Origin of the sequence: Priestia aryabhattai, assembly GCF_023715685.1 — a bacterium.
GTDB classification, from domain to species: domain Bacteria; phylum Bacillota; class Bacilli; order Bacillales; family Bacillaceae_H; genus Priestia; species Priestia aryabhattai_B.
In genome coordinates, this window is the sequence record NZ_JAMBOQ010000003.1 from 458,079 (window position 1) to 471,136 (window position 13,058).

The window sequence follows — 13,058 nt, forward strand, 5'->3', positions numbered from 1 at the left end:
TTTTTTACTTGAAATGCAATAGATTTGCATATAAAAAATCAAAAACTAAAAAAGGGACGATAAAAGAGCTAAAACAAGTGTGAAATATTTCTTTTTTCGGTGCTTTTTATAGTGTGTACGTATAGAAGAGGCTCATACGAAAAAAAGCCGCTTAGGCTGCAGCGGCTATGTTGCTTGTTTTGAGGAAACAACTATTGGGAATTTTATTTTAATGGAAAGAGTTAAATCGTGATATGTATATTCCAATCGTCCATGGTATTTGGAAACAAGTTCAGAAATAATCCACGTGCCAAGGCCTTCGTGACGTTCTTTCTTTTCTGTAACATGAAAAGAAGTAAACAAATGATCTTGACGCTCTCTTGATAAAGGAGCGGTAGAATTGCTGATTTCTAAAATGTAAATGCCACTTCGAATCATGCTTGAAACGGTTATCTCTTTTTTTTCGGAAGAATGAGCGGCTTCTAAAGCATTATGCAGTAAATTCATAATGAGGTTCATTTGGTCAAGGTGCTTCAATGGCAGCTGTGATAAAGGTGAATCTAAGTGAACATTCATATGTATTCCCCACGAATGTGCTTGATTTTTGCTTTGATGCACAACAGAAGCAACATGAGAATGTTCACCTTGAATATATGAATTCGTATCATTCAAGGCTTCAACGTAATCTTGAATATAATCTTGGGCCTGCTGTCTTTGGTTTGTTTCTAGAAGGTAGGATACGGCACTGACATGTTTGATAAAATCATGCCTTTCAGCTCTTAACGCTTGAAAAAGTTCATTACTCTTTTGAATTTCACGTGAAGCGCTGCTTTCCCGGTTTGTTACGAATATGTACTGTTGATAAGACGAAAAAATGTCGGTCATGTAACCAATCATCGCGATAACGGCTAGACTAATACTGAAAGGTGAAGATAGACTACATAGAAGCAGGAAAAACAAAGCCAGGGTAATTGTTTTCTTTATATTTATTGAAGGAGCCGTCTGATATTTTTTTCTCCATACAAAAAATGAACCAATAATAAAAGAACTAAGTATAAGATGTAAACTAACAGGCAGGGTTTTGAAAAAGAGGAGCACCAAAACGGTTAGTAAAACTAGTGTGTAAAATAGTTTCATTTTAGATAGTCCCTCCTTTAAAAGTATTCTTTTTGCAAGACGTCTAAATTTGTTTTCGTGATTAAAGCTGTTTTTTCTGTACGTTGAAACATCACTGAGTATGAGTGTTTGGTATACAGCGAGAAATTTTGAATATAGGAAATGTTGATAATAAAAGCTCGATGAGACCTTAGAAAATGACTGGCTGTTAATTCTTTTTCGATTTCGTTTAACGATTGATAGGTACTAAACTCTCCATTTGTCGTTATGATTGTGGTAGAGCGACCCGTTCGTTCTGCAAATATAATATCTTGTTTGTTCAGCACTTGCATTTCGGTTTTTTGTTTTAAAATAAGCTTATTGCTTGTTTCTTTTGATTGTTTTTTTGGATGGAAACGCTGAACGCCTTTTAACAGACGCTCTTTAGAATAAGGCTTCATAATGTAGTCCAAAACGTTGAGCTCAAATGCATGAACGGCAAAGCCGCTGTGCCCAGTTACAAAGATGACTTGAATATCAAGTGCGTAAGTATTGATGAAGTCTGCAAGCTCGTAACCTGATAGCTTTGGCATTTCAATATCTGTGATTAATAAATCAATTTCATTTTTTTTAATTTCGTTATATGCTTCCTCCGCACTGCTAGTTGCAAAAAGTATGTCTATATAGTCTTCTTTTTCTAAAGAAAGCCTCAATTTCTCTAAATCATATGAATGATCGTCCACTAATCCTACCTTCATAATTAAAAAAACCTCTTTGTTTCATTCTATTGGATATTCTCACACTATTTTACCATGATTTACAAGATAGAAAGGACGTTTCGCGACATAAAAAACCCTCTTTATGACAAGATGGAAGATGCTGTATAGAAAATAAGCTAAGATATAGTCAGTCACATCAAAAAGGGAGAGCGGATATGATTGAAATCAAAGGTGTTACTAAATACTTTAAAGAGAAAAAGCAAACAATTGCAGCTATTCAAGATGTTAATGTAACCATCGCACAAGGAGAAATTGTAGGGCTTTTAGGTGAAAACGGAGCGGGGAAAACAACACTTTTACGCATGCTGTCGACTGTGCTTGAACCATCGGAAGGAGATATGTTCATTAATGGAATTAACATTCATAAACAGTCCGATAAAATAAAACAAAGAATCGGCGTGCTTTTTGGCGGTGAAACAGGTTTATATGATCGTTTGACTGCCCGTGAAAACTTAGCTTATTTTGCAAAGTTTTATGGAATGAGCAAACATGAAACAAAGATAAGAATTGAGGAACTGGCTAAACGCTTTGGAATGAAAGCCTATTTGGATCGCCGCGTAGGAGGCTTTTCAAAAGGAATGCGTCAAAAAGTAGCCATTGCACGCACCATTCTCCATAACCCGGACGTTATCCTATTTGATGAGCCGACTACAGGATTAGATATTACATCGGCAAACATGTTTCGCGAGCTTATTAAAAGTCTGCAAAGAGAAGGAAAAACGATTATTTTTTCCAGTCACATTATGGAAGAAGTAGAGATGCTGTGTCAGTCTATCATCATGATTCATAAAGGAAAAATGATTTATCAAGGAACAAATGAACAGCTGTATAAAGAAGAGGAAAGCACAGATTTAAACTACATCTTTATGTCGCGTATCGTGAGAGGGGCTTAATATGATTTGGCATATTTATAAAAAAGAGTTAATTGATTGTTTGCGAGATCGCAAAACGATTATCTTTAGCGTGTTGATTCCGATTCTGTTAAATGTAGGGAGTATCTTTTTTGTCGACAAAATGATGGCTAGTGATCAATCTGGTTCCATGTCCGTAGCTGTTAAAAAAGGTTCTGATACTAGTGTTATCGACTGGCTAAAAAATGATGACAATATCAAAGTAGTCGAAAGTGAAAATCCACTCAACACTGTAGAGGAAGGAAAAGCATTAGCGGCGTTAAAGGTGCCAGACAATTTTTCTTCAGCAGTGCTTAATATGAAATCGCCAGAAGTTACTGTTTATACTGATTCTGGGAGTATGAACTCAGGTACTACGGCGGAGTATATACAAAATATACTGAATAAACATCGAGAAGCTATAGTCAACGAACGTTTAGGTCAATTAAATATTAATAGTCAAACGATTGCCCCGTTTAATGTGATTGAAAAAGGAGTGTCTAAGGAAGATGACGGCTCTTTAACTATGATTGCTATGTTCGCGCCAATGATTATCATTATGGGCGTTTTAGGTGGTATTCTTCCTTCCGCAAATGATATCTTTGCAGGTGAAAAAGAACGAAAGACGATGGAAGCTTTATTGATGTCTCCTGTCAAAAGAACTCAATTATTGGTTGGGAAATGGCTGACTATCTCTACATTTGGTATAGTAAGCGGTCTTTTGTCCACGTTTGCATTTGTTCTGTCTGTACGTTATTTAACAACCTCATTAAATGATGCACTGCAACTCAACGGTCATTTTACAACATTTATTTTCTCATTTTTAGTCAGCCTTACCCTATTAGCACTTCTAGGAGCTATGGTATTATGCATCCTTAGCCTTTTAGCAAGTTCTGTTAAAGAAGCACAAAGCTATACATCACAAATAGTGATGGTAGCGATGCTTCCATACCTTTTAATGATGGGGAAATCCGTACACGAGCTGCAGTCAAGCGTCTTTCTAATTCCTATTTATAACGTATTTGCACTTATGAAACAGCTTCTCTATGGTGTCTATGACATGCAGAGTCTTACATATACAATAGGAAGCTTGTCGGTTTGTACGGTTGTTCTTTTTGCGATTGGTTATACGATGTTTACCAAAAGCCGCTGGGTGCTTGGTAAAGGGTAAAAGTAAGAAGCTGGGACAAAAGTATTTTAGTTGAAGGAAGATCCGAACGATGAATCGTTCGGATTTTTTCATTGTGATGGTGAGCGTAGGTTTCATGTATGTAGTTGCTTCTAACTGTTGATTGGAGGGCAAGGCGAAGACTCCTGCGGGAAAAGCGGGATAGATGAGACCCCGCAGGAGCGTAAGCCACGAGGAGGCTCATCGGCCGCCCGCGGAAAGCGAAGTCTTGCACGGAAATCAACAGCGGTGTAGGTGTAATAAGTGATCCATACTAGATCATTTATCCAATTTGTTCGTCTTTAGATTGGAGTGATTTATTTATGTCTCAATCTCTTTTTGTAGGAAAATAGAATGTAAAAGAGAATGTAGAAAGAAAGGAGAGTGAGACAGCTGCAGCCTATTATAGTAGAAGAAATTCCTCATTCTATAAAAAAATATGTGAAGAAAATCGAAAAAGTCACGTTTCCAAAGCAGGGATGTACGGCGGATGTTGGTATCCTTCATACCTCTAAAGGGAGATATGTTTTAAAGCGAGCAAAAGGGGAAAAGTACAAAAAATGGTTATATAAGTAATATTATGTATTGAAAAATATACAAGCAAGAGGTGCTTATTCACGGAGACTACACGATTGATAATGTACTTGTACACGACGGTCAAATAACAGCTGCTATTGACTGGAGCGGAGGAACTTGCGGAGACGCTCATTATGATATGCCGCTTGCTGTTCGCTTTGAAGACGGAACCTTTACAGGTAAAGAGCGCGCGGCTTTTTTTAAAGGATATGACAAGCAGATTTCACAGGGCGAATTTTGTTATTTTGCAGAAGGTTTGTACGAGTTTTTTTAAGGAATAATGACATCATTTTCTTCATTTGTTGAACGTCCACTTTCTTTGACGAATTCATACTAGTTTTGTCACGTATGAAGGGATTTAAAGATTTCTCTCGAAATGGCTAGTAAATGAAAAAAATGGAGGGATGGAACATGACGATGAAAACGGTAGATGTGGCAAAGTCGCTGGGAATACATCCAAGTACGGTATTAAAATGGGTTAAAATGGCGGATATCGAGCTAGAGAGAAATGAATCGGGACACTGTGAGTTTACAGAAGAAAATGTTGAGGCACTTAAGAACTTTCAACAAAACCGCAATCGTCAAGCCATCGTCAAAGTGGTAGAAAAGGTAGTAGAAAAAGAAGAAGTTATCTTATCTGATGAACGCGCGCAAGACATGCAAAAGCAGCTTGATCAGCTTTTTTTGAGACTTATTGAAAATGAAAAGCGTACAGAAGAAAAAGCGGGAGAAGTAGTGACGTTTCAAATTTTAGAGCATCGTTCAGAAATTGATAGATTAAATAAGGTTATTACGAAATTAGAAAATCGAGTAGTTGAAATTGAAAGTCAGTTAAAAAGTGAAGATAGCTTAAAAGCCAAAAAGCCTGTTCCAAGATGGAGAAGCTTTTTAACCGGTATTTTTAGCTACTAGCAGCGATTTACCATAATGGTAAATCGCTTTTTTTATGGAATTTTATGAAAAATACATCAATTTGTACAGATTTGTGGAAAAAAATCTCAATAATAGTTGACGAAACGCTTAGTAATTTGATAAAACTAATTAAGTTAAGAAAGTGAAATACTTTCGTAAATACATATTCGTTATCATGTGATAGCGTTAAGGAGAGTGACAAGTGAAAAAAAGAGAAGAGCTCGTTCAAGAAATGGAAACGCTGTTTCGCTTTGTGTTCAGACAGCTTCGCCAAGAAATTAATGAAGTATACAATTCAGAGCTATCAACAAATGAATTTATGGTGCTTCGTATGCTGGTTGATTCCGGCAGGCAGCGATCAACTGATTTATCAAAGTATCTTCAAGTGTCAGCAAGCCACATTACGGCAGTAACCGACTTGCTGTTGTCAAAAGGCTACATTGCACGGAAACGGTCTGAAAACGATCGGCGTATTATTGATATTGAACTGACAAAGGAAGGACAAGATATTTTTAATACAATTCAAGAAAAAAAACGAGCGTATTTTCTTGAGCGTTTTGAGCACTTTACAGATAAAGAAATTGAAACGGTGAATAAACTTTTCCACAAAATTAAAGGTGATCAAAAATAAAGCGCTTTAAATGCGGACAAATAATCAGTGAACACGGGCTTTCACTGATTATTTTTTTGTCTTAAAACGCAAAGAGTATAAAAGGCAAGTTAGTTGGTGAGAACATAAAATCAGCGTATAATAATAGAAAGAACACATGAAGGAGGTCATCTTTTTGACAGAACAATATGAAGTAGCAACTTTTGCCGGCGGCTGTTTTTGGTGTATGGTGAAGCCATTTGATGAACAGCCAGGCATTATAAAAGTTGTATCTGGCTATACAGGCGGTCACAAAGAGAACCCGACGTATAAAGAAGTATGCTCAGAAACAACGGGCCACTATGAATCGGTCCAAATTACATTTGATCCAGAAGTTTTTCCATATGAAAAGCTTTTAGAACTATACTGGCCTCAAATTGATCCAACGGATGCAGGTGGACAATTTGCCGATCGAGGCGATTCATATCGAACCGCTATCTTTTATCACAATGAACATCAAAAGAAACTAGCTGAAGAATCCAAACAACAATTAGAAGCAAGCGGTCGTTTTTCTGAGCCAATTGCTACACAAATTCTACCGGCAAAACCGTTTTATGAAGCGGAAGAATACCATCAAGGTTACTATAAGAAAAATAAATTCCGCTATGCCATGTATCGACGCGGGTCTGGACGTGATCGTTTTATTAAAGAAAACTGGAAAGACTTTGGACGCGACGAACAGCTGAAAACGACATTGACGCCTATTCAATATGAAGTCACTCAAAATGACGCAACGGAACCTCCGTTTCGTAATGAATTTTGGGATCATACAGAAGATGGGATTTATGTAGATATTGTATCAGGAGAGCCATTGTTTAGTTCAACTGATAAATATGATGCCGGATGCGGATGGCCATCTTTCACAAAAGCGATTAATAAAGATGAAGTAAAAGAAAATATGGACGTTAGTCATAATATGGTTCGTACAGAAGTACGAAGCAAAACGGCTAACTCTCATTTAGGTCATTTATTTGATGATGGTCCGCAAGATGCAGGTGGCTTGCGTTACTGTATCAACTCAGCAGCTCTTCGCTTTGTTCCGAAGGAAGATTTAGAAAAAGAAGGATACGGGGAATACGCTGTTTTATTTAATAAATAAGATAGTATGAAAAAAAGAAGAGCGTGATTCAACTTAAAGTTGGCTCACGCTCTTCTTTTTGTGTTTTCTTTTTTTTTATTTTTGATCGAATTAGACTATAGAGAAAAAGGAAAGGAATGTAGCCATAAATAAAGTAAAAGCCGGTCATGGATAAACGTGTATTAAGCTGATCGATGGTTTCTCTATCATCAAAGAAAATAGAAAAACCAAGAAGGGCAATAAGAACTAATATGAGAAAAATCGTAGGTGGCTTATTAAATGTTTTACTAAATCCACGAATTGTACACCATACGCTGACAGCAATAGTAGGAAGAACAACTAAAAGCCACAGAGCAATTAAAATATATTCAAAACGCTGTAAAAATGGAATTTCAATAATTTTGGCCATTGTTAAAGTTGGCCATATGGTATGAGCTAACTGTCCTTGACTAAAGTAAGCAAATGACACTAATGCTGTGCACAAATATAAAAAAGTGCTGAACAAAACGCCAAGTTGCCCCCACTTCTGACTAGTAGCGCCATTTTTTATAAAAGGATAGAAAAAAAGCACGGATTCAAATCCTAAATTATCAAAGGTCATCATCTTAGTTGAAATTAAAAATTCCCATATTGTGTGATCAAACAAAGGAAATAAATTATTAATGTGTCCATATTTTAATGGATAAATCAATGCAAATACGAGAGGTAAGGGAAGCATAACCCCAAAAAAAGCAATTCCAGTGATCACACGAAACCCACCAGAAACTGTATAGTAAATAATGGGCAAGTAAACAAGTGATACAATCCATGTTTCCAGCTGTGGAAACATCCAGATTTGTAAAATCTCTACGTACGTTCGGTAAATTGTTAAGGCAAAGATAAAATAATAAGCCGATGCCGCAAGAGTTAAAGTTCCTCCAAGGTATTTCCCGAAATATAACCGGTGAATATCAATAATATCGCTGTTTTCGCGGGTTAAGATATTAAAAATCATCGCTAATAAAACACAGACGCTGATCGCAGCAAGGATGATAGATATCCACGCTTCATATCCGGCACCTTTAATAACATAACGTTGAAATCCTAGTATTCCAACGCCAATCTGAGTAGAGTGAACTAAGAAAAAAAGAAAAGAAGGGGAAACTTGATTTTCTTCTTTAATTGTATTGTGCATCTTTTCTTCCTCCTAGTTGCTAATCCCGGTTTGAATAAGATGAACGCGAGCTTTTACCTCAATATTCAAATCCGGATATTGCGCTTTGAATTTTTCACTGTTAAACCCACGTGTTTTACTTCGAACATAATCTGTAAAACAAATGGGGTCGATTTTATGCTGCTGAAGTTTCTTAATAAATGCATCCCCATCTTTTTCAAGGTCTTTTTGAAGCTTTTTTTCAACCATTTTAATACGAGCCGGGTCTGTTAAGTCCACCCATCCAGGAAACTCTTTTACAAGGCCATCGATAGTTAAGTGTGCAATAATACTTGGATGTTGATGATTTCCTTTAATTTCATACTTTGTTTTGGTGCGCAAGTTTTGCAGCACGATTTCGCCTTCACGGTCACTCTCTTTAATTTTTACCGAGTAGCGGCCGTGCTTTGTTCCGCTTGTTAGCAGCTTAAATAAAAATGTTTCTTTCATTCCGACGGTTGTAACGACTTTTTGTTCTTTAAACAGTGCCAGGCCCTTTAATTTAATGGCATCTTTTTCTTGCGTTAAAACAGGAAGATACGGGTCGCGGTCGTCACTAAAAAAACTGAATAAAAAAATTTGTAAATTGGTGTTAGGCAAATTTTCTGTTCGGATATTTTGTTCAATCAAATTAGAAATAAACTGATAGTCTTTAATTTTCTTTTTTGTAACAGAGCTCAATAATTCATGTGCGTTGCCATCTACAATGCTTAATTTAATATTACGTCCAAGATCTGGATTTCTAGCAATTGTATTTACTAATTCATCCACTCCATGTGTTGCAAATTCTTTTCCCATGACGATGCTCCTTAGCTGCCCAAAAGCGACTGGAAGAGATGATTTATTGTTTAAACGAAGTGGAATATCAAATGATGAATTAGCAGTAGCCGCAATAATACTTGGTTCTTCCGTTGGTCCGTATTTATAGATAGGGTATAAAATGGTTCCTCTGACTTTATTGCTTTGAGGAATATAATCATATCCTATGGAGTTGACTACTTGAATTTCGTCAATTGTTTCACGATCTGCACAGCTCGTTAAGAAAGTAAGGCAAGTGCATAAAATAAGTATTCTCTTCATGACGTTTCCCCGCTTTACTCATTATCTAAATTACTTTTTCTTTTAGCCTTATTCGCTTTATTTGGGTTATAGCGAAAGCGCTCTAAAGGACGCAAGTAGCTTGGACGCTTTGCCGTATGACTATAAGGCAATCGCAGAAAGGTATCCCTATACTCTGTTGGGCGAAATGGAAAAAGCGGAACAAGATAAGGCATACCCAAAGATTTTAAGCGAAGCAAATGAACCAGCAAGAAACAAAAGCCAAACGTGATGCCGACTAAACCAAACGCAGTGGCAAACAAAATAAACGGAAAACGTAATAACCGGATGGTGTTAGACATTTTAAAAATAGGCGTTGTAAAAGAAGCCAAAGCTGTCAGTGAAACAATAATAAGCAAAATATTGCTCGTTAATGCAGCTTCTACTGTTGCTTGCCCAATAACAATCCCACCTACGATTCCTAGCGTTTGACCTACTTTTGTTGGAAGTCTGGCTCCGGCTTCTCGAAGCAGTTCAATGGTGACTTCTAAAAAAAGTACTTCAATAACAGGTGGAAAAGGAACGTTGGTCCTTGAAAAGATAATAGGCCCAAGCAGATCTTTTGGAAGCATCTCATAATGATAAGTAACAATGGCCACATAAAGAGGCGTAGCAAAAATAGAGAAAAAGACGCCCAAAATACGAATAACTCGGAAAAATGAACCTAAAACCCACGGTAAATAGTAGTCTTCAGGTGAAATAAAGAAGTCAAGCAACGTTGACGGTCCCGTAACTGCGTAAGGGGAACCGCTCGAAAAGAAGGCAGCTTGCCCGTTTAACAGACTAAACAGAACTCGATCAATGCGTTCTGTTGTTAAAAAGAGCGGAAACGCCGTAGAAGAATTATCGGAAATTAATTGATCAAGCATTGTACTATCAAAAATGACGTCGAAATCTATATCTTCAAGGCGCTGGGTCATGGTGTCTACGTGCTGAGGGTTCGTTACGCCTTCTAAGTAAACAAGCACGACGCGTGTTTTCGATTTATTTCCTACGGTGAGTTCTTTAAAAATAAGGTTTTCGGAAATGACCGTTTTTCTCATTAAATAGAGATTGACATCTAAATCCTCCACAAAACCAATTTTAGGACCGACGACGCTGAACTCATTTTCCGTTTCATTTTCTTTCCGAAACCCTGTATCAAAGCTTTGAACTTTAATAAGAGCTACTAGCTTGTCGTCTTTATGTAATTGAAACATCACATAGCCGCGCAGCATCTTTTCTAAAATTTCTTTTGTATCTTTTGTAACTGAAATATCTTCAATCGGCAGAACATTTTCGACTTCATGTACACTGCTTAATGTGAAGTCTAGTTTTTGAAAAGGTTCAAGTATTTTATCTTCAACACTTTGCATGTTTACGAGCTGCTTAAAATAAGTAATGATGTATTTTCGATGCTGCGAGCCAATGGCTAATGTTGTAAAGTCACTCGATTTTTTAAATTGTTTAATCAGTTCATCCAATGATTTTTTGGGCTGATCGTCTGCATTTTTTCTTTTAAATAAACGTTTAAACATAACCGTGCCCCTCGCTTGACTTTCTATTACTGGTAGTTTGTTCATGTACTTCCTTTTTATTCGACTATTTTTTCTTAAGAAGAAAGGGAGAATATAAAGACAAACTTTACACTCTTTTACAATAGATAAACAGTGAATTTACGTTTAAATGATAACTTTAGAAAGGTCAAAGACAATCACATAAAGGAGCGGGTACATTTATATGAGAAAAAAATTAGCAGGTATTACACTGGCAGGAGCGGTAGCATTGGCTTCGTTTGGTTTAGGGAATTCACTTATTCAAACCGAAGCAAAAGTGGAGCATAAACCAGCTAAGAAGCCCAAAAATGTCATCATGATGGTAATGGACGGGACGAGCTCAAATGCTACTACACTTGCAAGATGGTACAAGGGTCAACCGTTACATATGGATCAGCTGATGGCAGGAGGAGTACGTGCGTATTCGGCAGAATCTGCTATTACAGATTCCGCTCCGGCAGCTACTGCTTTAGCAACAGGAAATAAATCAAATTCAGGTTATGTAGGTGTGCTGCCTTCGGTAGTGAATACACCTGGGGTTAAATCAGTAGAAAAAGAGGATCAATTTCGTCCGGTAGCAAACGTTCTAGAAGGAGCAAAGCTTTCAGGGCGCGCGACAGGAATTGTGGCTACTTCTGAAATCCAGCACGCTACACCAGCTGGTTTTTCAGCTCACAACTATAACCGTGATGATTTTCAAACGCTAGCCGAGCAGCAAGTGTATCAAAATATTGATGTAGTACTTGGAGGAGGTAAGCAATCTCTTCTTCCAGGAAAAGAAGAAAAAAGCCGGAAAGACGCTGAAAACTTAGTTAACGTATTGAACAAAAGAGGATATGACTTTGTAGAAAATAAAAAGGAATTAGAGCAGTCACGCTCTAAAAAAATCTGGGGGAGCTTCGCCGATCGAGACTTAGCGTATGATATGGACCGACCACAGACAAAAGCAGAACAGCCAAAGTTATCTCAAATGACAAATAAAGCAATAACAACACTATCCAAAGATAAAGACGGTTTTTTCTTATTTGTTGAAGGAAGCAAAACGGATTGGGCAGCTCATGCGAATGATCCAGTAGGAATGATTAGCGATGTATTAGCGTTTGATGAAGCAGTGGGCAAAGCAGTAGAGTTCGCTAAAAAAGATGGAAATACGATGGTTATTGCGATTGCCGATCACGGAAACAGCGGTCTTTCAATCGGTAATGCAAATACAACAAAAGGATACGATACCACACCTGTTTCTGCTTATATAGATCCATTAAAAAAAGCAAAAATGACATTAGAAGGTGCTACGTCTAAATTAAAAGAAGATTTATCAAATAAAGAAGAAGTAGCTGCTTTGTACGGTTTATCAAATCTAACTTCAGAGGAAAAAGCGCAGCTGACTAAAGCAAAGGATAAAAAAGAAATCAGTGCTACATTATCGAAGTTATTAGCCAGCCGAGCAAACCTTGGATTCACAACGGGCGGTCATACGGGTGAGGATGTATTTTTATATTCATACGGCGTAAATCGACCAACGGGGCACTTTGATAATACGGACATTGCCAAACATATGGCTAAGTCAATGAACATTAACTTAAACGAATTAACAAACGAGTTATTTATTGAAGCAAATAAAGCTTTTAAAGGCTCAAATGTAGGGGTTGACTTAAAAGACAAAAACAACCCTGTGCTGGTGGTTACAAATAATAAGCGAACGGTACGTTTCCCAGTAAATAAAAATATTGCTATTGTAAATGGAAAAGAAATTCAAATGGAGAGCGTGGTGGTACAGGATAAAAAGAATCGCTTCTTCGTACCGAAACAAGCACAGCAAATTGTGAAAAATGAAAAGTAAGAAATTAATGCAAAACAGGCCGGATTATAACTTTAGGCCTGTTTTTTTACAAATAATAGATGATTAATTAGGTGTATGTAGCCTTTATAGAGGAATGAATTGATTTATTTTACAAATAAATAGCTTTGAACACTTAAAGGAATGGAAAGTCTTCACGTTTAACTATATGTGATTTATACTATGAAATGGTATAATAATCATAGTTTTAAAAGGAACTAGTTCGGAATACATATGTAAGTTCATAACGTTGTATGCTAGAATTTTTAT

Annotated in this window: 14 protein-coding genes; 9 read left to right on the plus strand and 5 right to left on the minus strand. The window is 37.0% G+C overall.

Features of this window, described 5'->3' with window-relative positions; all coding sequences use genetic code 11:
- Nucleotides 1–165: 165 nt before the first annotated feature.
- Both M3225_RS15430 and M3225_RS15435 read right to left on the minus strand, forming a co-directional pair.
- Entirely contained in the window at nt 166–1,116 is a 951-nt protein-coding gene (locus tag M3225_RS15430; RefSeq protein WP_251395140.1) for a sensor histidine kinase, read from the minus strand.
- A gap of 17 nt (nt 1,117–1,133) precedes the next feature.
- Nucleotides 1,134–1,832: a LytR/AlgR family response regulator transcription factor gene (locus M3225_RS15435; RefSeq protein WP_285885646.1), complete on the minus strand. Its 699-nt coding sequence runs from the start codon at nt 1,830–1,832 to the stop codon at nt 1,134–1,136.
- Nucleotides 1,833–2,008: 176 nt separating this feature from the next.
- Between M3225_RS15435 and M3225_RS15440 the strand changes: the two genes are divergently transcribed.
- From M3225_RS15440 to msrA, 8 genes are all read left to right on the plus strand, one after another.
- The gene (locus M3225_RS15440; protein ID WP_251395142.1) at nt 2,009–2,746 is read left to right on the plus strand and encodes an ABC transporter ATP-binding protein; all 738 of its coding nucleotides are present in this window, start codon (nt 2,009–2,011) and stop codon (nt 2,744–2,746) included.
- A gap of 1 nt (nt 2,747) precedes the next feature.
- A complete protein-coding gene (locus M3225_RS15445; protein ID WP_251395144.1) occupies nt 2,748–3,914 on the plus strand; it encodes an ABC transporter permease in 1,167 nt (388 codons plus the stop codon).
- A gap of 117 nt (nt 3,915–4,031) precedes the next feature.
- The gene (locus M3225_RS29615; protein WP_285885648.1) at nt 4,032–4,166 is read left to right on the plus strand and encodes a hypothetical protein; all 135 of its coding nucleotides are present in this window, start codon (nt 4,032–4,034) and stop codon (nt 4,164–4,166) included.
- Nucleotides 4,167–4,295: 129 nt separating this feature from the next.
- Nucleotides 4,296–4,487 (plus strand): hypothetical protein, encoded by a 192-nt coding sequence (locus M3225_RS15450; protein WP_251395146.1) that lies wholly within the window; start codon nt 4,296–4,298, stop codon nt 4,485–4,487.
- Between the two features lie 31 nt (nt 4,488–4,518).
- A complete protein-coding gene (locus M3225_RS15455; RefSeq protein WP_251395148.1) occupies nt 4,519–4,761 on the plus strand; it encodes a phosphotransferase family protein in 243 nt (80 codons plus the stop codon).
- 137 nt (nt 4,762–4,898) lie between these two features.
- On the plus strand, nt 4,899–5,399 hold the full coding sequence (locus tag M3225_RS15460) for a MerR family transcriptional regulator (protein WP_251395150.1): 501 nt from the start codon (nt 4,899–4,901) through the stop codon (nt 5,397–5,399).
- Nucleotides 5,400–5,601: 202 nt separating this feature from the next.
- Nucleotides 5,602–6,030: a MarR family winged helix-turn-helix transcriptional regulator gene (locus M3225_RS15465; RefSeq protein ID WP_025749471.1), complete on the plus strand. Its 429-nt coding sequence runs from the start codon at nt 5,602–5,604 to the stop codon at nt 6,028–6,030.
- 154 nt (nt 6,031–6,184) lie between these two features.
- Nucleotides 6,185–7,147: a peptide-methionine (S)-S-oxide reductase MsrA gene (gene msrA / locus M3225_RS15470; protein ID WP_251395152.1), complete on the plus strand. Its 963-nt coding sequence runs from the start codon at nt 6,185–6,187 to the stop codon at nt 7,145–7,147.
- A gap of 28 nt (nt 7,148–7,175) precedes the next feature.
- Here the strand turns inward: msrA and M3225_RS15475 are convergent, their stop codons facing one another.
- The 3 genes from M3225_RS15475 to M3225_RS15485 are packed head-to-tail and all read right to left on the minus strand — an operon-like array spanning nt 7,176 to nt 10,933.
- Nucleotides 7,176–8,300: a GerAB/ArcD/ProY family transporter gene (locus tag M3225_RS15475; protein WP_251395154.1), complete on the minus strand. Its 1,125-nt coding sequence runs from the start codon at nt 8,298–8,300 to the stop codon at nt 7,176–7,178.
- 12 nt (nt 8,301–8,312) lie between these two features.
- Nucleotides 8,313–9,398, minus strand: a complete 1,086-nt coding sequence (locus M3225_RS15480) for a Ger(x)C family spore germination protein (RefSeq protein ID WP_251395156.1) — start codon at nt 9,396–9,398, stop codon at nt 8,313–8,315.
- 14 nt (nt 9,399–9,412) lie between these two features.
- Nucleotides 9,413–10,933, minus strand: a complete 1,521-nt coding sequence (locus M3225_RS15485; RefSeq protein WP_251395158.1) for a spore germination protein — start codon at nt 10,931–10,933, stop codon at nt 9,413–9,415.
- 202 nt (nt 10,934–11,135) lie between these two features.
- Between M3225_RS15485 and M3225_RS15490 the strand changes: the two genes are divergently transcribed.
- A complete protein-coding gene (locus tag M3225_RS15490; RefSeq protein ID WP_251395160.1) occupies nt 11,136–12,791 on the plus strand; it encodes an alkaline phosphatase in 1,656 nt (551 codons plus the stop codon).
- The last annotated feature ends 267 nt before the right edge of the window (nt 12,792–13,058 follow it).

Coding starts and splice junctions, on each gene's coding strand:
- M3225_RS15430 (WP_251395140.1), bottom strand. CDS start 1,116: ATGAAACTATTTTACACACTAGTTTTACTAACCGTTTTGGTGCTCCTC.
- M3225_RS15435 (WP_285885646.1), bottom strand. CDS start 1,832: ATGAAGGTAGGATTAGTGGACGATCATTCATATGATTTAGAGAAATTG.
- M3225_RS15440 (WP_251395142.1), top strand. CDS start 2,009: ATGATTGAAATCAAAGGTGTTACTAAATACTTTAAAGAGAAAAAGCAA.
- M3225_RS15445 (WP_251395144.1), top strand. CDS start 2,748: ATGATTTGGCATATTTATAAAAAAGAGTTAATTGATTGTTTGCGAGAT.
- M3225_RS15460 (WP_251395150.1), top strand. CDS start 4,899: ATGACGATGAAAACGGTAGATGTGGCAAAGTCGCTGGGAATACATCCA.
- M3225_RS15475 (WP_251395154.1), bottom strand. CDS start 8,300: ATGCACAATACAATTAAAGAAGAAAATCAAGTTTCCCCTTCTTTTCTT.
- M3225_RS15480 (WP_251395156.1), bottom strand. CDS start 9,398: ATGAAGAGAATACTTATTTTATGCACTTGCCTTACTTTCTTAACGAGC.
- M3225_RS15485 (WP_251395158.1), bottom strand. CDS start 10,933: ATGTTTAAACGTTTATTTAAAAGAAAAAATGCAGACGATCAGCCCAAA.
- M3225_RS15490 (WP_251395160.1), top strand. CDS start 11,136: ATGAGAAAAAAATTAGCAGGTATTACACTGGCAGGAGCGGTAGCATTG.